General features: G+C 66.7%; 22 protein-coding genes. 16 read left to right on the top strand and 6 right to left on the bottom strand.

Features of this window, described 5'->3' with window-relative positions:
• The first annotated feature begins 47 nt into the window (after positions 1-47).
• Positions 48-395: a GntR family transcriptional regulator gene (locus FHU38_RS23065; protein ID WP_232285535.1), complete on the top strand. Its 348-nt coding sequence runs from the start codon at positions 48-50 to the stop codon at positions 393-395.
• Here the strand turns inward: FHU38_RS23065 and FHU38_RS23060 are convergent.
• Positions 376-579 (bottom strand): hypothetical protein, encoded by a 204-nt coding sequence (locus FHU38_RS23060; RefSeq protein ID WP_167165493.1) that lies wholly within the window; start codon positions 577-579, stop codon positions 376-378. The genes FHU38_RS23065 and FHU38_RS23060 overlap by 20 nt on opposite strands.
• A gap of 138 nt (positions 580-717) precedes the next feature.
• Here FHU38_RS23060 and FHU38_RS23055 point away from each other — a divergent pair, with 138 nt between their 5' ends.
• Both FHU38_RS23055 and FHU38_RS23050 read left to right on the top strand, forming a co-directional pair.
• Entirely contained in the window at positions 718-1,944 is a 1,227-nt protein-coding gene (locus FHU38_RS23055) for an XRE family transcriptional regulator (RefSeq protein WP_167175123.1), read from the top strand.
• Positions 1,938-2,474: an rRNA adenine N-6-methyltransferase family protein gene (locus tag FHU38_RS23050; RefSeq protein WP_167175120.1), complete on the top strand. Its 537-nt coding sequence runs from the start codon at positions 1,938-1,940 to the stop codon at positions 2,472-2,474. The genes FHU38_RS23055 and FHU38_RS23050 overlap by 7 nt, the downstream gene beginning before the upstream one ends.
• Positions 2,475-2,782: 308 nt before the next feature.
• Here FHU38_RS23050 and FHU38_RS23045 read toward each other — a convergent pair whose 3' ends face one another.
• The 3 genes from FHU38_RS23045 to FHU38_RS23035 form a co-directional block, all read right to left on the bottom strand.
• Positions 2,783-3,535, bottom strand: coding sequence for a DUF4234 domain-containing protein (locus FHU38_RS23045; RefSeq protein WP_167175118.1), 753 nt, complete (start codon positions 3,533-3,535; stop codon positions 2,783-2,785).
• A 347-nt stretch (positions 3,536-3,882) separates the two neighbouring features.
• On the bottom strand, positions 3,883-4,812 hold the full coding sequence (locus tag FHU38_RS23040; protein WP_167175115.1) for a hypothetical protein: 930 nt from the start codon (positions 4,810-4,812) through the stop codon (positions 3,883-3,885).
• 133 nt (positions 4,813-4,945) lie between these two features.
• Entirely contained in the window at positions 4,946-5,518 is a 573-nt protein-coding gene (locus FHU38_RS23035; RefSeq protein WP_167175112.1) for a dihydrofolate reductase family protein, read from the bottom strand.
• Between the two features lie 601 nt (positions 5,519-6,119).
• Here FHU38_RS23035 and FHU38_RS23030 point away from each other — a divergent pair.
• The 13 genes from FHU38_RS23030 to FHU38_RS22970 all read left to right on the top strand — a co-directional run bounded on the left by FHU38_RS23030 (position 6,120) and on the right by FHU38_RS22970 (position 21,394).
• Positions 6,120-9,095 (top strand): AfsR/SARP family transcriptional regulator, encoded by a 2,976-nt coding sequence (locus FHU38_RS23030; protein ID WP_243852746.1) that lies wholly within the window; start codon positions 6,120-6,122, stop codon positions 9,093-9,095.
• Positions 9,096-9,439: 344 nt separating this feature from the next.
• Positions 9,440-10,195 (top strand): hypothetical protein, encoded by a 756-nt coding sequence (locus FHU38_RS23025; protein WP_167175106.1) that lies wholly within the window; start codon positions 9,440-9,442, stop codon positions 10,193-10,195.
• 1 nt (position 10,196) lies between these two features.
• Entirely contained in the window at positions 10,197-11,441 is a 1,245-nt protein-coding gene (locus FHU38_RS23020; RefSeq protein ID WP_167175103.1) for an ATP-grasp domain-containing protein, read from the top strand.
• Between the two features lie 78 nt (positions 11,442-11,519).
• Positions 11,520-12,521, top strand: coding sequence for a hypothetical protein (locus FHU38_RS23015; RefSeq protein WP_167175100.1), 1,002 nt, complete (start codon positions 11,520-11,522; stop codon positions 12,519-12,521).
• Positions 12,518-13,264 carry an SDR family NAD(P)-dependent oxidoreductase gene (locus FHU38_RS23010; RefSeq protein ID WP_167175097.1) on the top strand — a complete coding sequence of 249 codons (747 nt, stop codon included), beginning with the start codon at positions 12,518-12,520 and terminating at the stop codon, positions 13,262-13,264. The genes FHU38_RS23015 and FHU38_RS23010 overlap by 4 nt, the downstream gene beginning before the upstream one ends.
• Positions 13,254-14,576: an aminotransferase family protein gene (locus FHU38_RS23005; protein ID WP_167175093.1), complete on the top strand. Its 1,323-nt coding sequence runs from the start codon at positions 13,254-13,256 to the stop codon at positions 14,574-14,576. The genes FHU38_RS23010 and FHU38_RS23005 overlap by 11 nt, the downstream gene beginning before the upstream one ends.
• 4 nt (positions 14,577-14,580) lie before the next feature.
• Positions 14,581-15,558: a 3-oxoacyl-ACP synthase III family protein gene (locus tag FHU38_RS23000; RefSeq protein ID WP_167175090.1), complete on the top strand. Its 978-nt coding sequence runs from the start codon at positions 14,581-14,583 to the stop codon at positions 15,556-15,558.
• A gap of 33 nt (positions 15,559-15,591) precedes the next feature.
• On the top strand, positions 15,592-16,683 hold the full coding sequence (locus FHU38_RS22995; RefSeq protein ID WP_167175087.1) for an acyl-CoA dehydrogenase family protein: 1,092 nt from the start codon (positions 15,592-15,594) through the stop codon (positions 16,681-16,683).
• Between the two features lies 1 nt (position 16,684).
• Entirely contained in the window at positions 16,685-17,077 is a 393-nt protein-coding gene (locus FHU38_RS22990) for a thioesterase family protein (RefSeq protein WP_167175084.1), read from the top strand.
• Positions 17,074-18,321 carry an MFS transporter gene (locus tag FHU38_RS22985; protein WP_167175081.1) on the top strand — a complete coding sequence of 416 codons (1,248 nt, stop codon included), beginning with the start codon at positions 17,074-17,076 and terminating at the stop codon, positions 18,319-18,321. Before FHU38_RS22990 ends, FHU38_RS22985 begins: the two co-directional genes overlap by 4 nt.
• Positions 18,293-19,378: a GNAT family N-acetyltransferase gene (locus FHU38_RS22980; protein ID WP_167175078.1), complete on the top strand. Its 1,086-nt coding sequence runs from the start codon at positions 18,293-18,295 to the stop codon at positions 19,376-19,378. The genes FHU38_RS22985 and FHU38_RS22980 overlap by 29 nt, the downstream gene beginning before the upstream one ends.
• Positions 19,379-19,394: 16 nt before the next feature.
• The gene (locus FHU38_RS22975; protein WP_167175074.1) at positions 19,395-20,636 is read left to right on the top strand and encodes an ATP-grasp domain-containing protein; all 1,242 of its coding nucleotides are present in this window, start codon (positions 19,395-19,397) and stop codon (positions 20,634-20,636) included.
• Positions 20,637-20,656: 20 nt separating this feature from the next.
• Positions 20,657-21,394 carry a 3-keto-5-aminohexanoate cleavage protein gene (locus FHU38_RS22970; RefSeq protein WP_167175071.1) on the top strand — a complete coding sequence of 246 codons (738 nt, stop codon included), beginning with the start codon at positions 20,657-20,659 and terminating at the stop codon, positions 21,392-21,394.
• Between the two features lie 30 nt (positions 21,395-21,424).
• Here the strand turns inward: FHU38_RS22970 and FHU38_RS22965 are convergent, their stop codons facing one another.
• Both FHU38_RS22965 and FHU38_RS22960 read right to left on the bottom strand, forming a co-directional pair.
• A complete protein-coding gene (locus FHU38_RS22965; protein WP_167175068.1) occupies positions 21,425-22,042 on the bottom strand; it encodes an isochorismatase family protein in 618 nt (205 codons plus the stop codon).
• Positions 22,039-23,916, bottom strand: coding sequence for a hydantoinase B/oxoprolinase family protein (locus FHU38_RS22960; protein WP_167175065.1), 1,878 nt, complete (start codon positions 23,914-23,916; stop codon positions 22,039-22,041). The genes FHU38_RS22965 and FHU38_RS22960 overlap by 4 nt, the downstream gene beginning before the upstream one ends.
• Positions 23,917-23,918 lie beyond the last annotated feature (2 nt).

Genomic DNA, 23,918 nt, shown 5'->3' with positions numbered 1-23,918 from the left:
GTGAACTAAGTCAGTTGAGGTCATCCCCGGCTATGCTCGGGCTCGTGATGAGCGAAGAGCCGGGCCTTGCGCGCTACGAACAGGTAGCCGAGTCCATCCGTCGAGCCATCCGCAGCGGCAAACTCAAGCCGGGGGAGCAGCTACCGTCCAGCCGGGAGCTGGCGAAGGAACACGACGTGGCCATGAACACCGCACAGCGAGCCGTGAGCACCCTTCGGGATGAGGGTTGGCTTGTCGTGCGGCCAACCGTTGGCGCGTTCGTCAACAGCACCATTCCCGAGGGTTCGCCGGACCTCCGTGAGACGGTGGCGAGCCTGCAGGAGACCGTGACTGAGCTACAACGTCGGTTGGCTGATGTCGAAAGCGCCATCGGAGTTAGGACACCTGCCGAATGAAGGTGACGAGTCCGTTCACGATGTCCGTGCCTACACCTACGAGCCACGTCACCATGTCGGCCGCGTCATTCGGGTACTTCACCACGATCACAGCTACCGCGATCGCGGCCGCGATGCCGACCAGCTTCCGAACGGTGCCGCCGCCGTTGTTCACCAGGGCCTGCAGCGGGTCTTTCTTCCCCATCGGTTCCTCCCGTGTTGATCCGTTATCGCTGTCGAGATCAAGAGTCGTCGGAATCGGGCGGGCCAGGTAGATGAGCCGGGGGTGAGCCGATAGCCGCGGCGTCGACTCACCCCCGGTTTGACCAGGAGAAACGCGGCGTTGGGGGATGCTTTGGGGGACGCGGAGCAGACGAGGCTCAGGCGTGCACGGGCGGCCAAGGGTTGGTCGCAGAACGAGGTTTGTGCGCGGCTCGCGCGTGCGCGGCGGGCGCGCGGCCAGATGCCGCCGAAGCCGGAGAGCGTGCTTCGCCAGTACCGATGGTGGGAGCAGGGAAAGAAGAAAGCTACCGAGTGGCAGGAGGAACTGTGCGACGTCTTCGAGATGTCGCCGCAAGCACTCGGGCTGGTCGAGGAGCCGACGCCATCACCATTGATCGTGCCGACCGCTCCGCCCGCAGCCGTCGAGTACGGCGACACCGCATATCTTGAGTCGGCGCGCGCATACCTCAAACACCTGGTCGCGCTGGACAACCGTTTCGGTGCCGCCGACATCGTGCGGATGTCGGTGCGGTTCTTCAAGTCGCTGCAGAACTTGCTCGGGACGGGAGCATACGAGCCGGCGCTTGAGCAAGACCTCAACGCACTAACTGGCGAGGTAGCCGAGTTGGCCGGTTGGCTGGCATACGATGCCGAAAAGCACGACCTGGTTCGCCGAATGAATCAGGAATCGCTCTACTACACCCGCCTCGCCGGTGACCGGAACATCGAGCTACTCACCCTTCAGAATGCGAGCATGCACGCGGGGGCGCTGGGCCGTCCCCACGAAGCCCTGCAAATCGCCAGGTCCGTGCTCGAAGGCGGCTACGAACTGTCCCCCCGTATCCGCGCCCTGTTCTTGACCAGGAAGGCAAGGGCACTCGCACAGGGAGGAGACGAGTCCGCGATCCCGCTGTTCAACGAGATCGAATCTCTGTATCTCGAAGGTGTGCGCGACGATGATCCGGAATGGGCATGGTGGATTGACGATCGTGAACTGGCCTGGCATAAGGCAATGGCCACCCAATCCTTACAGCGGGACAGCACTGCGATAGCCGAGTTCGAACGCTCCGTAGAAGCCACCGCACCAACCGAAACCCGAAGCCAGTACCTGCACCGGGCTTACCTACTTCAAGCGCAAGTGGACCTCGGAACATGGGCAGATGCCGAGGCGACCATCAAATCGCTACTGCCGCTAATTCCCGAGGTTGAATCGACCCGAACGAAGGTTTTGTTGCGTGAGGCTATCGCCAAGGTCGCGGCATACCAGAAGGTACCAGCGAACATCGAGAGCGGAATCGCGCAGCTCGGGATAGCGTTGGACGATGCGGACCTGACGGAGGCATGGTGAACAACGACGAACTGAGCGTGCTCGCGGACCCGATGTTCGAACAGTACTTCCTTGTCTCGCCGGAGAAGTTGACGCTGCTCTACGAAGCGGCAGGAATCCGGCCCGACGACGCGGTGCTCGAAGTCGGTGCCGGGGCCGGAACGGTCGCTCGCAACATGCCGCCCTGCAAGAGCCTGACCGTGGTCGAGCTTGACCCGCGGTTGATCGAGACACTTCGCCGCGAGGTTCCCCATGCAACGGTTATCCAGGGCGACGCCCTGCGGTTGGTACGGGAACTGCCGTATGACGTGCTGATCGGCAACCTGCCCAACGTCGTCACAGAAGAACTGGTCGACGTGCTCCCGGAGTTGCCCTTCCGTACCGCAGTGCTCGCAGCCGGGCAGCGCACGGACTTCGATCGTCTGCGGGGGACGTTCGACGTCAACGAGGTCACGACCATCTCAGGCAGCGACTTCACACCACCGCAGCCGAGCGTATCGAGGATCGTCAGACTCGGCCGTCGTGTTGCCGGTCAACGGCATACGGCTTGAAGGCGTGTTCTTGCTGCCGACTACGTGTTGGCCACTGGACTCACCCCGAATGCACCCCGAGAGTTGATGTGGGGGGCAAATCCTCGCAGGTCAGGCGACTTCCGCGCGGCACTCTGTAAATCAGACGGCTCTGCCTTCGGGGGTTCGAATCCCTCACCCGCCACACCTGGCAAATCGGCCCCGTGACCAGTGCAAACAGGTCACGGGGCCGATCTTGTGTGGTCCGGCTGAGTCCCGGTACGAAGCCAACTGGTGAAGGTCTCACTGCACGGTCCGTTTGGACGGGTGCAGGCCGCCAACAACTCGGCTCAATGCGATCGAACGGTCTGCAGCACGCTGTCTTCCACCTGATGGTACTCGTTGAAAAGGTTGTCCGGGTCCGTGTGAATCTGGTAGTCCCATACGGCTCCCCATATGCCGCCAGTCAATAGTGAGAGGATAAGATAGAGAGGGTAACTCCGTCGCTTGTGTTGGTCGACTTCGAAATTCAGCGGATAATTTATTATTCCGAGCTTCGTCCAGACTTGACTGAGCTTGTCGTCGAAGTCTTGTTCCACCAGCTGGGCATCCCACCAGTACCGGTTCAGTCGGTAGAGCACGAAGAAGTAGTAGATTCCGACGGTCAGAAGCGTCAGTACGAACGAGAGGCCGGCCTTGATCGGGCGGAGCTCGCGCTGGTACGCGAGTGAAACGTGTTGGCCCAGGTCGGCCAACTCCTGGCGCGCAATGTCCTGCCTGTTTCTTGCGGCGGCTTCCCTTCCGGTCCATTCGAGCAGCGCGCTGTAGTAGGCATGTTTGCGCTGGCTGAAATTGTCGATCCTGGATATTCGCACAAAGAACAGGTAGATCGAGTAAATACCGAGGGTAATCCAGGAGAGTAATAGAAAGTACAACCACCAGTTGACCAGTTGAACGTCGGTGTCCCGTCGTTGCTTGATTGCTCGATCGATCCGGACGGCGCTTTGAATAAGATCGGCGTGATCGAATTTGTCCTGGGGAGGTGATGGGTCACTTGGGAAGTGTTGTGCCGAGTGCTCGGCCTCGTGCTCACTGTGAGTCACAGTCCTGCTCCTCTTCGAGATTCTCGTATCGTTGGCCCGCGCACGCGCAAGTTGTGGTGCTCTGAGGACGCCCACCCAACGCCGTGAAACTGAGTCATCTCAATGGCGTACCCGCCCTGCTGGCGGATACACGAACGGGTAGTAACTGGTCGGGACCTCACCGAGGCGCTCAGCTCGTGGCCGATCTGCCGGACGTGCTCTCGCGCAGCGGACGTACGCTATCGAGGCGTCGAATGCGGTTGTCGGGGTTTTCGGGACTCCGCTGCATGCGTAGCGGATGCGGGATGTAGTGGCTGTGTCCGCTACGGGGCGACCTGCCGCAGTGGTCGCAGTGCGCACGCTTCGTGCTACCGGGTTTCCCTGCCGAATCGTGGCAGGAACTCAGCGCGCAGCCGAGGTAGTTCCTGCAGCAGCGTGCTCGCGGTTTCGAGCGCGTGTTCCAGCGCTGGGTCGCGGACCCCGGGCAGTTGCCCGAACTCGATGAGGCTGCGCAGCCGGTATTCCTCGCGCTCGAAATACATCGCCAGTGATTCTCGTGGCGCCCAGGCTTGGTAGTTGTCGCCCCATTTGGTCGGCACTCTGTCCAGTTTCTGGAGGTACGGCAGGCGGTTGAACTCGGCGATCTGTTCGGCGTACCTGGTCAACCGCGCCCGCACCTCTTCGGCGGAAGCGACGTGCGGCGGTAGGGGAACGCCGACGACAATCGGCCGTGAGACGAGATCTGCATGGCCTCCGCCGTAGCTGAGGCGAAGCACCAAGCGGTAGAGCACATTGAAGTGCACCCCTGCCTCTCGGTATCGCTTCTCGTAGCCTGCGAGGCCGAGCCGGATCTGGAAACGATCGACCCCGGTGGGCGGGACGACCTGGGACAGGTCGTGTCTTACCGAGGGGTTGAACTGCCGTCCGGGAATTGGCAGGCGCACGTCATAGTTCGCGGAGACCATCTCCGTCGCCGTGATGTAGTGGGCGATGTCGGGCACCTTCCACCGCGGGACCACGCGCGCATTCAGAATCTCGAGGGCGGCGCGAACGACGAAGACGGGTTGTTCGCCGGGATTCCTGAGCTTGACGTCGAGGACGCAGTAGCCGTGGCCGGGTGTTTCGCCACGTACTTCGACCTCGTCGGTCGCGGCGGTGTCCGCGACCGACGAGGGAGCGAAGGCGACATCCACCAGTTCCGGTTTCACGAACCGGGGCCCTCGGGTGCGGATGACCACGAAGCCGCCGATAACAGCCGCGACAATGGTCCCGGCGACACCCAGGATGGCTTCCAGCATGGGGATGAACCGTAGTACGTGGGCACCAGGTCTTCCCTGGAATCGCACGGCTCACCCGCCATGTCCATTCGGCCCCGTGACCAGCTCGAGTAGTCCAGCTCGAGTAGTCACGGAGCCGGCCCCACCGGACCGGTCAGCGGACGTCGTAGACCAGCTTCTGGATTCCGTTGCCGTAGGACTCGCTCTCGACGAGCTTGAGGTTCTGCTTGTCCCTGTCGGCGTCGCTGAACAGCCGCTTGCCCGCACCGAGCAGGACAGGGAAGACCAGCAGGTGGTAGCGGTCGATCAGGCCGGCGTCGGACAGGTTCCGGTTCAAGGTGGCGCTGCCGTGGACGATGATCGGCCCGCCCTCGGTTCGCTTGAGCGCGGCGACGTCGTCCAGCGAACGCAGGATGCTGATCTCGCCCCAGTTGGACACCAGGTCCTGCTCGCCCAGCGTGGTGGAAACCACGTACTTCGGCATCGCGTTGTAGCCGGGGAACTCCTCGGTCATGTTGGGCCACACCGGGGAGAACGCCTCGTAGCTGACTCGCCCCAGCAGCATGGCCGTGGCCTCGTTCTGCTCGCGACCCTTCAGCCCGTAGGCCGCCTCGTCGAACTCGATGTCGTTGAAGGTCCAGCCTGAGTTGCGGTAGCCAGGTTCGCCGCCGGGCCCCTCGATGACGCCGTCGAGCGAGACGAACGCGGTGGTGATCAGGGTGCGCATGGGTTGCTCCTTGCTTGCTCGCGGTTGCTGTCACCAGTGCGTCGAACGAAGGCCGCCGAACACGACACCCCGCCCGAATGAACTTCGGCGACGCCTCGGCCTGCCCCGCCGTCGCTGCCGTGAGGGCCGGTGCCACGGGACTGGATCACTGGTAACCGGATCATCGAGGATTGTCGTGCCCCGCGACAATCTCAATCTCCATGGGGCGCGCTCAGATAATTGATTTTCCCGAGTGATTATTTGCCCACTCGGCGGCGATGGTTTGTGTTGCCGAAAGGGCTGTGCCGGACGATATCGGCGTGGCGGGCACGGCAGACGCTTCATTGGAGTGAACATCCGGCGTCGCCTGCGTTGCTTCCGTCTGCTCGGGCGGGGCAGGGACGTCCGACCTTGCCGTGCTCCTGCGTCTTCTTGGCTCGGCGGGCATCGGCGAGCCGGAGGGTGGCTATCGGCCGAACAGTCTACTATGTGATATACATCACAACAGCAGGTGTTATTGTGCGTGGACTGTGTTCGACTCTCCTGCAAAAATTCTCGTCGGCGATAATCTGGTCCGGAATTTGCGCCAAAAGGGGGCCGGGTGCTACGACTTCTCGGCGCGATGGAATTGACCGACAAGGGTGGCCAACCGGTTCGATTGGGCGGTCCGCGACAGCAAATCGTTCTCGCCGTCCTCGGCCTCAACGTCAACAGGGTGACCTCCATCGACCAACTCATCGAGGCGGTGTGGAGTCTCGACCCACCGGCTACGTCACGTAGCCAGATCCAGATCTGCGTTTCCCGGTTGCGGAAGCTGCTCGACAGCAGCGGGCATGTCGGCACAATCCGGACCCACGCTGCCGGCTACTGCCTCGAGTTCGGTGTGGCAGAGGTGGACAGCCTCACCTTCCTGGCTCAACTTGAGACGGCACGCGCCACTATCGCGCGGGGTGAGCGGGAGAGCGGCGCTTCGGCCCTGCGCGCGGCGCTCTCCCTGTGGCGCGGCCCCGCATTGTGCGGCATGGAAAGCGACGTCGTCCGGCGCGGCGCGACCGGCCTCGACGAGCAGCGGATGAGCGCGATCGAGGAGCGCATCCAGCTCGATCTCGAACTGGGCCGCCATGCGGAGCTGGTGGCCGAGCTCCACACGCTGATCGGCCAGCACCCGAGCAGGGAACGGCTGTACGGCTTCCTCATGCTCGCGCTGTACCGGTCGGGCCGCCAGGTCGAGGCCCTGGAGGCATATCGAGACGCCCGAGCCGTGCTGATCCGCGACGTCGGTGTGGAGCCGTGCGCGGAACTCCAGTCACTGGAGACGGCGATTCTGAACCGTGATCCCGTGCTGCTGGGTGAGCAGTCGGCGGGTTCCTGGTCCGCGCAGCCGAGGACGCAGCTGAACCACACCTCCGGCCACGGCGGTCGCCGGAGCTGGCCCGTACCGCAGCAGCTGCCCAGTGGTGTCGCGGACTTCACGGGGCGTCACCGCGAGACAGCACGAATAGTGGGTTTCCTGACCTCGTCGGCGGGAACTGAGGCGCGCAACGCCGTTCCTGTCGTCGCCCTCTACGGCCGAGGCGGTGTCGGCAAGTCGAGTCTGGCGGTGCGCGTCGCGCACGAACTGAGCGATCAGTTCCCTGACGGGGTGCTTTACGCGGACCTGCAAGGAATGCGCTCCCCTCGGTGTGACCCGTCACCGCTGTCACACTTTCTTTTCGCGCTGGGCGGCTACGGCCGGGAGCTTCCTGACGACCCGCAGGTCCGGCGCGATCTCTACTGCAGTTTTCTCGCACAGCGCCGAGTGCTCATCGTCCTTGACGACGCGGTTTCCGAGGAACAGCTCAAACCGCTCATCCCGGGCAGTTCGACGTGCGCGGTCATCGTCACCAGCCGAAGCATGCTGAGCGGGTTGCACGGCGCTCGGCACGTGCCACTCGGACCGCTCGATCCCAGCGAGTCGGTCGAAATGCTCGCGGGCATCATCGGCACCCGGCGCGTGCACGAGGACAGCGACGCCGCCGCCGAGTTGGCCAGTGCCTGTGACGGCCTACCCCTCGCCATTCGGATCGCGGGTGGGCGGCTGGCGTCCCGCGAGAACTGGCCGATCGCTCGGCTGGTTTCCAGACTGCGTGACGAGCGCGGCCGACTGGACGAACTGGAACACCGGGGTGCGGAGGTGCGGTCGAATATCGCGCTGACCTACGGCAGCCTCGACGAGCAGACCAAACGGTTGTTCCGCCTGCTCGCGCTCGTCGACACGCCCGACCTGCCGACGTGGATCGCCGCGGCGCTGCTCGACGTGCGCCCCACGGTGGCGGAGCGACTGCTGGAGAACCTGGTCGACGCGCAGGTGCTGGACGTCATCGAGTACCGCGACGCGCGCGGAACCCGCTATCGGCTCCACGAACTCGTTCGGGTTTACGCAGGCGAGGTACTACACGACACCGAAGAACCCGCCGAACGGCTGGCGGCGCTGGAACGCGCCACCGGCGGCTGGCTCAAACTCGCGGAAACCGCGCACCGCGAACTGTACGGCGGCGACTACACGACCATCCACGGCAGCGGAACGAGGTGGCCTGCGCACGACGACCTCGAGGTCACCTCGATCACGGACCCGATGCACTGGCTGGACACCGAGCGACCGGCACTCGTGGCGGCGGTACGGCAGGCGGCTCGCGAAGGTCTCGCCGAACTGGCCTGGGACCTAGCGCTGACCTGCGTGGTGCTGTTCGAGACGAAGGGCTACTTCGACGACTGGCGTGAGGTGGTTGCGGCCGCGCTCCAGGCCGCCGAGCGGGCAGGCAACCGGACGGGTGTGGCCGCCTCGCTGTACTCGATGGGCACGATGCACATGTTCAAGGGGCAACTCGGCGACGCCCAACAGTGCTTTCGGGACGCCAGGACGATATTCGAGGCGCAGCGGCACGACCACGGCATCGCGCTGGTGCTGCGAAACGCCGCATACGTCGATCGGCTGGTCGGTGACGACACCGCGATGATGGCGAAGTACGACGAGGCGCTGCGGCTGCTGAACCAGGTCGGGGACGAGGTCGGCGTCGCGCACGTCATGCGAAGCCAAGCGGGCCACTGGATCGAGGTCGGCGAGCACGACCATGCCCGTGAACTCCTCGATCAGGCGCTCGACATCGCACGCCGAAGGCGGTGTGTGCGGGTGGAGGCGCAGGTCCTGTTCAGCTTCGCGGCACTGCACCTACAGCTGGGCGAACTGGAAGCGGCCCGCCAGGAGTTGCATCGGGTGCTGCGCATCGTGCGGGCCTCCGGCGACGGGATCGGGGAAGCGCACGCGCTGTGCGAACTCGGCAGGGTCCGCTACCGCGAGGGCAGGTTGGAAGGGGCCGAGCGAACCCTGCTGCATGCCTGCGAACTGGCGTCACAGCTGGGCGAGCGACTGGTGGAGGCGAAGTCGCTCTACACGCTCGGGGAGGTGGAGTTGGCCAGGGGCAACTCGGCGGCCGCGACTACCCATCTCGGTCGCGCTGAGCAGATGTTCGGCCAACTCGGCTCTCCGACGTGGATCGCGCGAACCGCGACACTGCTGTCCGAGGTGCGTCCCGACAACCGGACCGTCGAGTACACCTGAGGCGACGACCGAAACGGCGACCGCCTGCGCGATCCAGGGGTCGCCGTCCGAGTCACGCGCCGGTCACCAGTGGGTGTCCTCGCATGATCTGACCGCCACCAACGCAGCGACGAGCGGCGAATCGGTTGTCGCGGGGAGCCTGTTGACGTGTGTCGGCATGATTCCTCCTGGGTTCGTGTCACTTGAAGCGCTGAACCCAGCAAACGGCAGTCGGCTTTCCGTGCGTCATCGTCGCGATTTCCAGCCGCTGTCCGTGCGGTGATGGCGAGCGGAAAGCGTTCCGATAGCGACCGCGCCCACGATCGACCTCGCGTTTTCCGAGTGACCTGCGAGGTAGATCTTCGATGGACGTGACGAGGAAGCTCAGCACCGACGAGGTATGGCGAGTCGTCGAACATGTTTCGCCGATCGACCTCCTCGCGGGCGAGCTCACCGAGACGTCCGAGCCCGCGGGTGCATGTCCGGCCCCGGACGCAGGCAGGTCGGACGGTTCGGTGGTTGTCGGTGACCGGTACCTGCTAGGGGTAACCACGTTGCGCGCGCTGCGCAGCGCCTGCCTTGGCACTGTCGCCGCGAGGACGTTCGTGACTTCGGGCGCAACCACGGCCGCGGTCGTGGGCGCGGGCCTTCCGGCCGAGTTGCAGGTCAGCATGCTGTGCCGTTACGTCCCCGGAATCAGCCATCTCACCGTCGCCACCCCGAACGGGCGGGAAGGCGAGACGGTCACGCAACGGGTCGTCGACGAGTTGGATCTGGCCGGGATCGGACACTCCGTGACCAGCTCTGCCGAGGAAGCCGTGTTCGGGGCGAACCTCGTCGTCGTGGCCCTGGACGCCCGGCTCGATCTCGAAGTCGCCCGCTTCGTGAAGGGCTCCGTGGTGGTCAATTCCAGTGGTCGTGACCTTCCCAAACACCTGGTCGCGGTCGCCCACCAGGTGTGTTTCGACGACCTGCGCAAGGCGTTCGCCGGGGCCGGCCTGCGCTGGGAGCCCGAACGGATGTTGCTGGTCGAGCTGTCGACCGCCGACATGCCAAGCGCATCGCTGGCCCGCCGAGTCTGCGACGAAGCGGATCGGCTCGACATCGTGAAGGAGGTCTGAATTGCTTGACATCGTGGTACACCGAATCGCATCGTTTCGCACCGATCCTCGGACGTTGCGCCGTGACAACCACCGTCTCGTCCTCATCAGTACGAACGGCAAGCAGGAATACCTGGCACGCACGGGTAGCGGTGCGGCGTTCGACGAGATCGTCGTCATCGACGACGACTTCGACGCCGCAACGCTGACCGAAGCGGTACGGCGCGTGGTGGGTGACATCCCGCGGCGCGATGTGGCACTGCTGTGCCACGACGAATACGCGCTGCGGGTTGTGGCCGAAACCCGGCGGGAGCTGGGATTGCCGGGACCGCTTCCACCCGAGGTGGCCGCCTTCACCGACAAGGCGGTGATGAAACGCATACTCGCGGCAGCCGACGTCCGCATTCCTCGGTTCGAGGTGTTCGCACCTGAGCGCTACGCGGCTGGCGAAGCCGACTACCTGGCCGAGATCGCGGAGCACGTCGGGTTCCCGGCGTTCGTCAAACCCACTGGCGAGTCGGGTTCGGTCGGCGCGCAGCGGCTGGACTCGTTGTCGGACCTGCGGTCCTGGGCCGACAGGTGCGCGGGCCGTGCGGCCACCGGAAACACAACCCGCTACGAGATCGACGAGTTCGTCAGCGGGACGCTCTACCACGTCGACACGCTCCTGGAAGCAGGGGAAGTGCGTTACGTGCGCTGCAACCGCTACCTGTACCCGATGGCGGACTACGCCGACGGGCGGGTTTGCGGCTCCTACACCCTCGACGAAGACGAGCCGATCTACGCAAGGCTCGTCGAGTTCAACCGCCAGGTCATCGACGCCTTCCCGGAAAAGCCCGCCAGCGGCGCGCTGCACCACGAGGTGTTCGCCCGTGACGACGGCGAGTTGGTGTTCCTCGAGATCGCGGCACGCGCACCTGCCGCGCTGATACCGCAGACCGGCCGCATCCGGTGGGGCGTGGACATCGAACAGGCACACTTCCGCCTGCAACGCGGCGAGAGCATCTCGCCACCCGCCGACGCGCCGGGCCCGTACGCCGGCTGGATCTACTACCCCAAACACACCGGCGTCGTGGCGGACCTGGCCGCGCCGAACATCGACTCCTCGATGGTGTGGATTCCCAACGTCCGCGAGGGCGAGCACATCCACCGCTCCACGGACGTGCGCGACTTCGCGGCGGCCGCGGTGGTGTGGAACCCCGACTACACAAGCCTGCTCGCCGACCTGAAGGTGCTCGCCGAACACCGGCCGTTGCGCATGTCCTGAAGCAACCGCCGCAACCGCCTGCTTTCCGATCCCGATCCCACGGACGTCGTTCTAACCAAACAGAAGGAGCAAACCCAGATGTCCAGTGCGCTCATAGACCGGTACGACTTCGTGTTCACTCCTGACGAGGTGGAGCAGTACAAGAAGCTGCTCCTCGACGTCGGCGGCAACCCGTACTTCGGGTACGAGGACTACAAAGCGGCGATCGCGACCGCGGCGGAGTTGGTCCCCTCCCGATTCCGGGACTTCTGCCACGAATCGGTGCTGCGTGACTTCTCCGAGCACCCGTTCGTGGTCATTGGCAACGCTCCGATAGACGACGACCTCCCGGTATTCGATCCGACCGACCCGGTGGCGGACAAGTATCGGAAGAAGAAGACCTTCGTGGCGGAGGGATTCCTTTCCACCTATGCCGTGCTGACCGGAACCGAGATCATCGCGCACCTCACCGTGAACGACGGCGACTTCTTCCACGACATCTACCCGAAGCGGTCGATGCACGAGTCGCAGTCCCAGAAAACCCTCGGCACCCTGCGCTTCCACCGCGACTTCACCAACCACTTCGTGTGCCCCGACTTCGTCAACACGCTTACCCTCAGGGACACCCCGGAGAACGAGGTCTACTCCACCTTCGCGATCACCAAGCATGTGCTGCGCACCATGTCGGACGCCGACCTGGAAATCCTGTCACAGTCGCGCTTCCACACGCCGTTCGACGACGTCTCCCGCGCGAGCACCCGACTGACACTGGGAGAGGCCAAGGACCATCCCATCATCCTCGACGGGCAGGGCGGGGTGAAGGTCTTCGAGGGCCGCACGGCCGCACTAGACGACGAGGCCGCCCGATCGCTGGACCGGTTCCTACAGGCGCTGCACGCGAACAAGCAACTGCGCATCTCGGTTCCCGGCGACTCCGTGACGTTCTCCAACCATCACGTGATCCACGGCCGTGAGGTGCAACAGATCCGGGACCCCGAATCGCTGAGCAGGCGCTGGCTGCTCAAGACGCACAACGTGTTCAGCCTCGGCAACTTCGAGGAGTACTTCCTCGACGACCGGCCAGGGGTAGTCAACGGATGACCGCGAAACGTGGCGCCGCCGTCGTGACGGGCGCGGCCGACGGAATCGGGGCCGCGACGGCGATCAGGCTGGCCGAACGCTACCGGCTCCTCGTCGTCAACTACCGCAGCAGCCGGGCAGCGGCCGAGCGGGTCGCCGAACGGATCAGGGCACACGGCGGCGCCGCGTTACCGGTCGCGGCCGACGTCTCCGAGGAAGCAGGGGTCGGCGCGCTGTTCACGGCGGTGGACGAGGCGGGCGAACCGCTGGAGCTGCTGGTGAACAACGCGGGCGACACCGGCGGCTTCGCCCGCGTCGACGAGTTGCGGGCGGAGCAACTCGACAGCACCTTCCGCAGCTGCCTTCGCTCAACCGCCCTGTGCACCAGGGAGGCGGTCACCCGCATGACCGCCTCCCGAGGCGGCTGCGTCATCAACATCTCCTCAACGGCGGCCAGGACCACCGGGGCGGGCGAGTGGGTGCACTACGCCGCGGTCAAGGCAGCCGTCAACACGTTCACCCGTGGTGCGGCGACCGAACTCGCCGACCGAGGAATCCGGGTGAACGCCGTCGCACCTGGGCTCGTGCGGTCGCCGTTGCACGAGCGCAACGGCGACCGGGAACGGCCAGACCGGCTCGGCTCGACCGTGCCGGTCGGCCGGGTCGGCGAGCCCGCTGAGATCGCCGACGCGGTGGCATTCCTGGCCTCCGAGGAGGCCTCCTACATCACCGGTCACATACTGGAGGTAAGCGGTGGGCGCTGAACCGACCATTCTGGAACCCCACACCCCCCATCAACCGAGCGAGCCCCACATCATCGTGCGAGGTGAGGGCTGTCGCGTCTGGGACAGCACCGGCGCCGAACTGCTGGACGCGGTGGCGGGCCTGTGGTGCGTCAGCCTCGGATACAGCGAGCGCAGGCTGATCGACGCCGCGACCCGGCAGCTCGAACGGCTACCGTTCTACGGCTCGTTCAACCACCGGACCAACGACGTGGCGCTCGCGCTGGCCGACGAACTGGCCGCGGTCGCCCCCATGTCTCGGTGCAAGGTGTTCTTCGCCAACTCCGGCTCGGAGGCCAACGACAGCGCGATCAAGTTCGCCTGGTACTACCACGCCGCGCGCGGCGAGGCCGACCGGACCGTCATCCTGTCCCACGAACGCGCCTACCACGGCAGCACCGCGGTCGCGGCCAGCGCTACCGGCCTGGCTCATATGCACGGCGGCTTCGGCCCGCTGCCTTTCGACATGTTCCACCGGTTGCCCTGCCCCGACCCGGCGGGCGAGCTGGCACGGGAAAGCTCGCCGGAGGAGTTCGAGGACCGGCTGCTGGCCGTTGCCGAGGAGACGATCCAGCGGCTCGGCCCGAAGCGGATCGCCGCCGTCATCGCCGAACCGGTGCTCGGCGCGGGCGGACTTGTCGTCCCGCCGCCCGGTTACCTGCGCAGGCTGAAGGAACTACTGCGGCAACACGGCATCCTGCTCATCGCCGACGAGGTCATCACCGCGTTCGGCAGGACGGGAAGCATGTTCGGCTCGCAACACTTCTCGGTCGAACCCGACCTGCTGACCGTCGCGAAAGGACTGTCTTCGGCGTACCTGCCGATCTCGGCCGTGCTGCTGGGCGAGCACGTGTGGCGGGCGCTCGGCGACCAGTCGAGCCGGCTCGGCACGCTCGGCCACGGGTTCACCTACTCCGGACACCCGGTCTGCGCGGCTGTGGCGCGGGAGTCGCTGCGCATCGTGGTGGAACGTGACCTTCCCGGACGCGTCAGGCAGGTCACCGGCCCGGTGCTGGGCGAGGCTGTCTCCCGGCTCGCCGACGCGCCTGGCGTTCTGGGAGTGCGATCACTCGGTCTGCTCGCCGGGATCGACCTGGCCGCTGCCACCAAGCCAGGCGTGGCGGGGAAGCGGCTGGCCGCCCGCGCCGTGGAGCAGGGCGTCATCGTCCGCGCGATCGGTGACACGCTCATCCTCGCCCCACCGTTGGCCACCGAGGAGCACGACCTGACCGACATGGTCAAGCGCCTCGACGCCGCGCTGGCGGCCGAGCACAGCGCACCGGCGGGGGAGTGACGCCATGCCTGCCATCGGGATCACCAGCACCTCGGCGTACACACCACCGACTGTGGTGGCCAACCGTGACCTCGAGCGAACCCTGAACACCTCCGACGAGTGGATTCGTGCGAGGACCGGCATCAGGACCAGGCGCTGGTCTGTCGACGAGTCGACGTCAGGTATGGCCGCCAAGGCCGCCAGTGGCGCGCTGCGAGGCGGAACGGCTCCGAACCTCATCGTCGTCGCGACCTCGTCTCCCGACCACATCCAGCCACCGACGGCATGCCTGGTGCAGCGCGCGCTCGGGCTGCCCGGTGTGCCCGCGTTCGACGTCGGCGCGGTGTGCTCGGGGTTCGTCTACGCGCTCGCGAGCGCGGCGGCACTTGCGGCGGCCCACCCGGACCTGGCTCCCGCGCTGGTCGTCGGCTCGGAGCGCTACTCGCGAATCCTCGACCCGGAGGACCGCACGGCGACCGTGTTCTTCGGCGACGGCGCCGGAGCGGTAATGCTCGGCCGGGTACCGGACGGGTACGGCGTCCTCGGCACACGGCTCACGGCGCACGGCGAGCTCAGCGACGTGGTCGGGATCGAAGCGGGCGGAACCACCACACCGCTTTCGCCACAGGCGATAGCCAACCGCGAGCATTACTTCCACATGCACGGGCCGCAGGTCTGGGACTACGCCACGGAAACACTGCCCTCGCTGATCAAGGAGGCACTGTACGCCACCGGACTCGACGAATCCGATGTAGATCTCGTCATCACGCATCAGGCGAACCTGCGGCTGATCGAGGAGGTACTGCGCCGCTGCGGCATCGCCAAGGACCGTACCGAGACCACTGTCGAGTCGTTCGGCAACACCGCGGCGGCTTCGATCCCCATCACCCTGCATCAGGCGGTCGAGCGCGGACGGTTGAAGGACGGCGACATCGTGCTGCTCGCCGGTGTCGGCGGTGGCATGACCGCCGGTGTCGTCGTCGTGCGCTGGTACTCGGCCTGAATCCGCGGGCCACCAAACAACGAAAGGTTCGACATGCTTTTCGACAAGATCGATGTCGCCCGCTCGGCGTGCGCGAACGAGTTGGGCATCCTCGACAGGCTCACCTGGAGAAGGCTGAGCGTGGCCGGAATCTGGCGGCGGGGCGTACCCGAACGGCTCGGTGGTGACGGCGGCTGCTGGGGTGACCTCGCCGACGCCATCGCAGACGCGTCGGTGAAGGTGGATCTCGGCTTCGCGCTTTCGATGGTCGCGCACGGCGGATTCCTCCGAGCGCTTGTGGAACACGGCAATGACTGGCTGCACCGTAAGGTGTTGCCTTCGATGATGTCGGGCTCCATCGGGCTGACCGCGCTGACCGAGGCACAGGGCGGGTCGGACGTGTCCAGGTGCCAGCTCTCCGGCGTCAGCGCGGAGGATGGTTGGCGGATCACCGGCAGCAAGCGGCACATCACCAACGGCCCCGTCGCTGACCGTGGCCTGATCCTGGGCAGGCTGCCCGAACTCGGCCGTCGCGACATCACGCTGTTCGTCGTCAACCTCTCCCACCCCTCCGTCTCGCGGGGCGAGACGGAGAATCTCGCGGGGCTGCGTTCCAGCCCGACCGGCGGCCTAACCTTCACCGACACCCCGGTGCGGCGGCAGAGCGTGCTCGGCGAACCGGGAAACGGGCTCACGACGCTGTACGACGTCATCAGTTTCGACCGCGCCACCTACGGTCTGATCGCGGCAAGGTGGCTGGAGCCGCAGATCATCAAGGCCATCAAGTTCGCAAGGCAGCGGGTGGCTTTCGGCAGCCCGATCCTGGAGTACGAGTACGTGCAGGGCCGGATCACCGACGCGATCATGGGAGTGCGCACGGCCGAGGCGGTGTCGCGGCGAGCGCTTCGTGCGCTCGACGAACGGGCCGCCGACGCGCAGGAACTGTGCTCGGTGGCCAAGTTCGTCGGCACCGAACTGATGGTCAAGACCACACAGGACCTCATGCGGGTCTACGGGCACGCGGGGTTCGAGGAATCGGCGGCCTCCCGGGCGGTGCGGGACGCACTCGGTACGGTCATCGCGGGCGGCACCTCGGAGATGCAGCGCAAGAACGTGTTGAACCGCTATCTCGAGGCGGTGTCGTGAGATGGCTTGCTGGGCGGTCGGAGACACCCGAGTCGAGGAATTCCAGGTACGGGACGAGCATCTGGCCACCAGCTGGGCCAATGACCTCCCGGTACTGGCGACCCCGATCGTGCTGTGGTGGACCGAGTTGGTCGCTATGAACCTGATGGCCCCCGCACTGGCCGTAGGGGAGCTCACGGTGGGTGCCGGGCACGAGGGTGTCCAGCACCTGGCCCCGACCGGACTGGGCGAAACCGTACGGGTCACCGCCGAACTCACCGGCGCCGACCGTGGCAAGGCCACGTTCGACGTGCGCGCGGTTGACTCGGCGGGAGTGGTCTACCGAGCAAGCCACACCCGCGCGGTGGTCAAGCGCGACCGGATGGTGGCGGCGCTGCGGGAGCGGAAGCCGTGACCACGCTCGCGGCAGGCGGCACCTCCGAGGGTACGGCGCGGTCGTCGCTGCGGCGTAACCGCGACTTCTTGTCGCTGTGGGGTGCGGTGGGGCTCGCGAACCTCGCCGACGGGGTCTTTCAGGTGGTGCTCCCCGTCGTGCTCATCGTCAGTGGCGCCCCGCTGACGAGCGTGCCCCTCGTGCTCGGCGCCTCCCGCTTGCCGTGGGCGGTGCTGACCCTGCACGCCGGTGTGCTGGCCGACCGGTTCGACCGGCGTGGACTGCTCGCGCTGTCCTACGGCCTGCGCGGCGGGGCCGTGGCAACGATCGCCGCCGCCGTCACGCTGGACTGGCCACTCGTGCCGGTGGCGGTGGCTTGTGCGCTTTGTGTCGGCTCGGCCGAAACCATCGGTGACACCACCGCGCACAGCTTGACACCCTCGGTAGTGCCGCGCACGGAGTTGGTTCGCGCCAACGGTGCCCTGCAGTCGACCGAACTGTCCACAAACCTCCTCATCGGGCCCGCGTGCGCAGGCTTCGTCGCCGCCGTTTCGCCTGCCGCGGGTCTGGTCGTGGTTGGGGTGCTCTACGTGGCGGCCGCGTTGGGCACCTGGCCGCTGCCGCGATCGGCGGTACCCAGGGACCGCGACCGGCCGCTGCGGGTCACCGACGGGTTGCGGCACCTGCTGGCCGTGCCGAAGCTGCGGCTGTTCGCGGTGGCTGTCGGGTTGCTGAACCTGGCCTACGCCGTCTTCCAGAGCGGGCTGCCGCTCAAGGTGGTCGGACCCGACGACGGCGAGGTGACGCTCGGGTTGTACTGGGGAGCGTCGGGGCTGGTCTGCCTGCTGCTCGGTGGCGTATCCGCGCGGCTGATCGCTCGCTTCGGTGCCTGCCGGGTGCTGCTGACCGGGGTGGCAGGCCTGGCAGTGGGATTCTCGACAGGCGGCATAACCGACAACAGCTGGGTCGTCGGCGTGGGCGCAGCCATGACCGGCGGGCTCGTGCTCGTCAACGTCGTCACCGTCTCCTACCGGCAGTCGGTCGTCCCCGCTCACCTGCTTGGCCGGGTGACGGCCGCGTACCGGCTCATCGCGTTCGGCGCCTTCCCCGTCGGATCGCTCGTCGCAGGGCTGGGCATCACGTGGCTCGGCGTCGACGCGGCGCTGCTGACCACGCTCGCCCCAGTCTGCCTCGCGGCGGCACTGTTCACCATCGCGCACCAGAAAGGAGAATCCCATGACACCGCGATCGGGCATCAGCGTTAGTTTCGCCGACGCGCCCGCGCCGGTGCGGCGTTGCGCCGAGCAGGCCGCACACCTCTACGACACTCCCGAGTGGTTCCGGGTGGAGACCGCGTCAGGGACACGACCCCTGCTGGCCTGGGCAGCGTCCGAGGCGGGCGGCGTCGCGTACGCGACCCTGTGCACCTCGCACGCGTCGGACCCGGCCTGGCCCTACGCCCGCGCCGACCTGTTCCTGCGTGAGATGGCCGTCACCGAGGCGCCTGCGAGCGGCATGCTGCCCTCGGTGCTGGTGGGCGGGCGGCGCCCTGGCCACTCCTCCATCGTGGTCAACGCGGCAGGGGCCGACCGCGAGGCAATCGTCGAACGACTGATGAACACCGTGCGCGACCATGCCGTGAGCGAAGGGTACAGCAGCCTGCTGCTGTCCTTTGTGGACGAGAGCGTCGCCACGGATCTCGCCCGGGGCGCAGGCCTGCCGAGCCTGCGCTTCCCCTCGGCGCCGTCGTGGTCGCTGCGGTTGCCGGGCAACTCGTTCGACGACTGGTTCGGTTCGCTGGGTCGCAAGGTCCGGTTCAACGAGAAGGCCACCATGCGCAAGCTGGCGGACTTTGGCTTCGAGTGGCGGGAGCTTCGGGAAACCGACATCGACTGGATCGTCCCGCTGGAGCTGGCGCAGTACCGCAAGCACGGGCACGACTACGGCAGCGTGGCCGCGCGCAGGCTGCACGAGGCCTACCTCGCCGTCCTTGGTGACCGCGCATGGATCGCCTTCGCTGTCGACGGCAGAGGGCAGCGGGCGGGCTTCGTGTCGCTGATCCGCCACGGCGAGCGCGCCTGGGCGCGGCAGGTCGGGCTCGGCGACGAGCACGCCGGGGTGCCGCTCTACTTCGGGCTGGTCTACCACGCCGTGATCCGGTGGGCTTACCAGACCGGTGTCCGCGAACTGGACTTCTCGGTGACGGCGGACGAGGTCAAGCGCAAGCGAGGAGCGAGTCCCAGGCCTTCTGTCGCGCTGGCCATTCCCGTGGTGCCCTCGCGGCTCACCGTGTCACCCGGCTTCCAGCCGGTGTTCGCGTGAAGGGGAGGTGAGCTAGATGAACGGGGCGGAGACGGTCGTCGTCGGATACACGGAGTTCCTGCTGGATCTGCTTTCCGGTCTGGTCGCGGATCGTTCGGTAGTCGTCATCGAGGAGCCGGAGGTCATCGAGCGCAGGCAGTTGGACCGCGCCCACATGAAGCACGCCTGCCTGCGGGAGGTACTGCCTGCGCCGTACCAGTCGGAGGACTGGCCCAGCCATGGCGGCGCCGCCGTGGAACGGCCCAGCGGCGTGCGGGCGGTGCTGCCCGGGTCGGAATACGCGGTGCGCGCCACCGCCGAGCTGGCCGACCTGTGGGGACTCGCAGGGGCAGGGGCGAGGGCAGGCCACACGCTACGGAACAAGGACGTGCTGCGTGCCCGCATGGACGGCCACGTGCGGCAGCCCCGATGGAACTGCCCATCGTCGGAGCAGCAGCTGCTGGACTTCGCGGAGCAGTTCGGTGGTGCCGTGGTGTTGAAGCCGTCCAACGGTCAGGCGAGCGCGGGCGTGTTCCGCTGTTCGAACATGAGCGACGTCGTGCGCTACCGCGGCGAGTTCGACGACTTCTCCGGTGACCCGCTTCGAGCGTCGTCGATCACACCGCCACGCCTGCTGGTCGAGCAACGACTGACGGGTCCGGAGTTCAGTGTGGAGTCGTTCGTGATCGAAGGGGAGGTGGTGTTCTGCAACGTGACGGCGAAGACCGTCGCGGCCGGTGAACACCCGGTGGAACTGGGGCACGCGGCGCCAGCCGGGCTGGACGGCCCGCCGAGGCGACGGCTGCTGTCGGCGGTTTCCCGGATGGCTCGCCTGGCCGGGGTACGCACGGCGGTGCTGCACTCCGAGTGGATCATCACCGACGGCCTGCCTCACCTCATCGAGTGCGCGGGCAGACTTCCCGGCGACAACATCACCGCCCTCATCAGCCACGCATGGGGGTTCGACTTCGTGCGAGCCTGGTTGTCGATCATGCGAGGCGAACGGCCGCAGCTACCCGAGGCCAGCACGGCCGCGGCGGCGATCTGGTTTCTTTGCGCCGAGCCGGGAGCTGTCACATCGGTGGACGGTGTCGCTGACGCGGCCGCCGCCAGCGACGTGCTGGAGGTGAGGGTGACGGTAGGTCCAGGAGATGCCACCAGCGGGCTGAAGAACTCCTGGAGCCGCATCGGATATGTGCTCGCTCGCGGGCCTTCCGCGGGCCACGCGCTGGTTTCGGCGCAGTCGGCCGCGGGTATCGTGAAGGTCGCCGTTGCCTGAGCAATGCCTCCGAGGGGTCGATGTTCCTCCAGGTCTGCCTCAACGGTGCCCGCCGCCGTGTCGACCACCCTCGGCTGCCGTGCACTCCGGCCGCACTCGCGGCCGACGCGCGGGAGTGTCGCGCAGCCGGGGCCGAGTCGGTGCACCTGCACAGCAAGGACCATTCCGGGTTCGACACCCTCGACCGTGAATTCGTGGACGAGGCGGTGGCCAGGGTGCGCTCGGCGTGCCCTGGACTGCCAATAGGTCTCACGACGGGCGCCTGGATACTGCCCGAGCCGGGACAACGTCTCTCGGCCGTTCGTTCCTGGACTCACCTGCCCGACTTCGCGTCGGTGAACTGGCATGAGGACGGCGCCGACGAGGTGGCCTCGACGCTGCTGGAACGGGGCATCGCCATCGAGGCCGGGCTGTGGCACGAGGGCGCGGTCGAGGCCTGGCTGCGCTCACCGTTGCGTGAGAACTGCGCGCGGGTACTGCTGGAGTTGCCGGCCGGGTTGAGCCAGGCGCGGGTGCACGAGTTCGCTACCCGGATGCTGACCGCGATCCGGGACCGCGCTCCTGCCGTTGCGGTGCTACTGCACGGCGAGGACGACACGGCCTGGCCCGCGCTGGACTATGCGGTGAGCGGGCGGCTGGCGACCCGGATCGGTTTCGAGGACACGCTGCGAATGCCGGACGGCTCCATCGCGGCCTGCAACGCCGCCCTGGTCGAACAGGCGGCGCGGCGCGTGGCGCAGGCACGCCGCCTTTCGTGACCCGCCGAGATCTCGGGCCGGTCAGCGCTCTCAGGCCAGCCGCGTGAGTGCCTCCTCCAACTCGGCCACGTCGGCGTACTTGGCGTCGAGGTCAGCGAGGTTGGCCTCGTGCAGCTGAGGGGAGCGGTCCGCGCAGGCCTGGCGGACCACCTGCGGGCGCAACCCGTGGCACAGCGCGTCGGTGGCGGAGGCCCGCACGCACCCGGACGTGGAGAACCCGGCGAGCACGACCGTGTCCACACCCAGCGCGTGCAGCGTGGAGGCCAGGGAGGTGCCGAAGAACGCCGAGGCGTACTGCTTGACCACCACCGGTTCACCCCGGCGCGGCCGAAGCGGCGGCGCGATGGCGCCCCAGTCGCCCTCTGCGTCCTCCGCGAAGGCGGCCAGTGCGGGCACCTTGCGCGCGAACAGGCCGCCGTCCGCCATCCCGGCCGCGTACTTCACCACCGTCCAGCACACCGGGTGCCCCGCCGAGCGGGCAGCTTCCACCAGTTCAGCCGTCGCCGCGATCGCGGGTGCGGGTTCTGGGAGCAGGAACGGTCCACCCTGCTCGGTGTAGGCGCGCACCATGTCGATCACTACCAGCGCAGGGCTGCCGCCCCAGCCGACCCTGCCGGAGAACGCCTTACCGTGCGGCCCCGAACTCATGTCGTCGACCACCGCGGGCGCTTCGGTGCGGGCAACCCGGTCTCCTCCTCACAGCGGGCCAGCAGCTCCTCGATCGGCGGTCCCATGTCGAAAACCGGCAGCGCCGCGGGCCTGGCCGCTCGCAGTTCCTCCCGCAGCGCGTCGGTCGCAGCCTGGTCAACGGCACCGTCGGCGTCCAGCACGACGCCGTAGCGGCGCGCCCCTTCGGCCGTCACCAGACCACGCGCCACCTCGAGCGCCACCAGTTCCGGGTCGCGCCGCAGCGGGTCACCCCAGCCGCCACCACCCCAGGTGACGAAGTGCAGCACGTCGCCAGGACGAACCGGCACGTCGTGACACTTGCTCGGCAGCATCTGGGCGGTGCCGTCGGCTCGCTCGAGCCATTTCCTGCCGCGTGCTCCCGGCGTTCCGCCGTTGACGCCCCACGGGTAGGTCAGCCACCGGTCGTCATGAATCGCGATCGTGCCCGGCTCCTCGAACACGTAGGTCACGTCGACGCCGTTGCCGCCACGGTGCAGGCCCGCACCACCGGTGTCGGCGACGGTTTCCCAGCGCTCGATACGCAGCGGATAGTAGGACTCCAGGTACTCGCAGGGGATGTTGACGAAGCTCGGCCACAGCGAATGCCCGTCCGGGCCGTCACCGAGTGGCCTGCCGGGAATGCCGCCGAACCCGATCGAGTACAGCTGGAACCACTCGCCCTTGCGCTCGCCCGAGGTGTAGTGCCCCGAGTACATGAAGTGCGGACTTGAGGAGAACCCGGCCGCGTTGAGCAACGCCGGGTTCGTCTGCCCCAGCAGCCCGCCGAAGAGGTCGAACACCCGGCCAATGCCGTGGTTTCGGCCGTTGAGGGATGCCGGGTGCTTCGGCTTCCAGTAGGAACCGTCCGGGATGGTGACATCCACCAGCGGGTAGAACCCGTCGTTCCACAGGATCTGCGGGTCAGCCACCGTGATCATGTAGATGCCGAAGAACATCCGGGTGAGGTTCTCGTTGATGTAGTAGTTCACCGGCCCCTCGGCCTGCGGTGAGCTGCCGGCGAAGTCAAGGTGCACCTTGTCGCCGTGGCGGGTCAGCGACAGTTTCAGCTCGTACGGCCCGTTGCCCACCCCGTCGTCGCAGATGTAGTCGGTGAAACTGATGGTCTTGCCATCCTCGAACACCGAACGCAGCAACACCTTCATCGCGTCGTAGTTGCGTTGTAGCAGCGCGTCGAGCGCGGAGAGGTAGGTGGCGGTGCCGAAGCGTTCGCACATCTCGACAACCCTGCGCCCCGCCGTGCGGCAGGCCGCGACGAGCCCGTTGAGGTCCGCCCGGTTCCAGTCCGGCATCCGCACCTGGTTCAGGATGATCTTCAACGCGTCGCTGTTGAGTTCGCCCGCGCGGTAAAGCTTGAACGGTGGGATGACCACGCCCTCCTCGTAGATGGTGCGGGCGTCGGTTGGCATCGAACTGGGGGTCTTGCCACCGACGTCGGACATGTGACCGAACATCGATGCCCAACCCACCAGCCTGCCCTCGTGGTAGATGGGCATCACCAGCAGCCAGTCGTTGGCGTGGCTGATCGCGGCACCGCAAGCGTAGGGGTCCGACGTCAGCAGGATGTCACCCTCCTCGATGGTGTCGTCGAACCCTTCGAGGAAGTCCGGAACGGACAGTCCGAACTGGCCTACTACCATCTTCCCGCTCGGGTCGCCGATCAGCGGGAACTCGTCGTGCTGCTCGCGGATTCCGGGGGAAAGCGCCGTGCGGAACAGCACCTCGTCCATCTCGTAGCGGGCGTTGCGCAGCCCGTTCTCGATGAGGTCGAGGGTTACCGGGTCGACATCGACTTCGGGTAGCTCTCCGGTCGCGGTCTCGACGATGCGTGCCATGG

Source organism: Saccharomonospora amisosensis (genome assembly GCF_011761185.1).
Taxonomy (GTDB): domain Bacteria; phylum Actinomycetota; class Actinomycetes; order Mycobacteriales; family Pseudonocardiaceae; genus Saccharomonospora_A; species Saccharomonospora_A amisosensis.
Note: the sequence above shows the minus strand (reverse complement) of the source record. Positions and strands in the feature narration are given on the sequence as shown.